1 protein-coding gene is annotated in these 686 nt (G+C 71.1%); it reads right to left on the bottom strand.

The annotated features are described in order from the left end of the window. Window positions 1-686, bottom strand: a 686-nt coding sequence (locus VM95_RS37845; RefSeq protein WP_045706082.1) for an ABC transporter ATP-binding protein, incomplete at both ends; no start/stop codon positions are given.

Raw genomic sequence — 686 nt, forward strand, 5'->3', positions numbered from 1 at the left:
AGTTCGTCGACGATGCGGCCGTCGGCGAGGAAGACGACGCGGTCGGCGTAGGAGGCGGCGACGGGGTCGTGGGTGACCATGACGACGGTCTGGCCGAGTTCGCGCACGGAGTTGCGCAGGAAGGAGAGGATCTCGGCGCCGGAGCGGGAGTCGAGGTTGCCGGTGGGTTCGTCGGCGAAGATGATGTCGGGCTTTCCGGCGAGGGCGCGGGCGCAGGCGACGCGCTGCTGCTGGCCGCCGGAGAGCTGGGAGGGGCGGTGGCCGAGGCGGCCGGAGAGGCCGACGGTGTCGACGACGCGGTCGAGCCAGGCCTGGTCGGCCTTGCGGCCGGCGATGTCCATCGGGAGGGTGATGTTCTCGAGGGCGGTGAGGGTGGGCAGCAGGTTGAAGGCCTGGAAGATGAAGCCGATGTGGTCGCGGCGCAGGCGGGTGAGCTGCTTGTCCTTGAGGCCGACGAGTTCGGTGTCGCCGATGGTGGTGGAGCCGGAGGAGACGGTGTCGAGGCCGGCCATGCAGTGCATGAGGGTGGACTTGCCGGAGCCGGAGGGGCCCATGATGGCCGTGAACTCGCCCTCGGGGAAGGCGACGCTGACGTCGTCCAGGGCGACGACCCTGGTCTCGCCCTCCCCGTAGACCTTGTTCAGGCCGGTGGCGCGGGCAGCCGCCCGGCCGGTGCGGACGGCGGT

It is taken from the genome of Streptomyces rubellomurinus, assembly GCF_000961885.1.
GTDB lineage: Bacteria > Actinomycetota > Actinomycetes > Streptomycetales > Streptomycetaceae > Kitasatospora > Kitasatospora rubellomurina.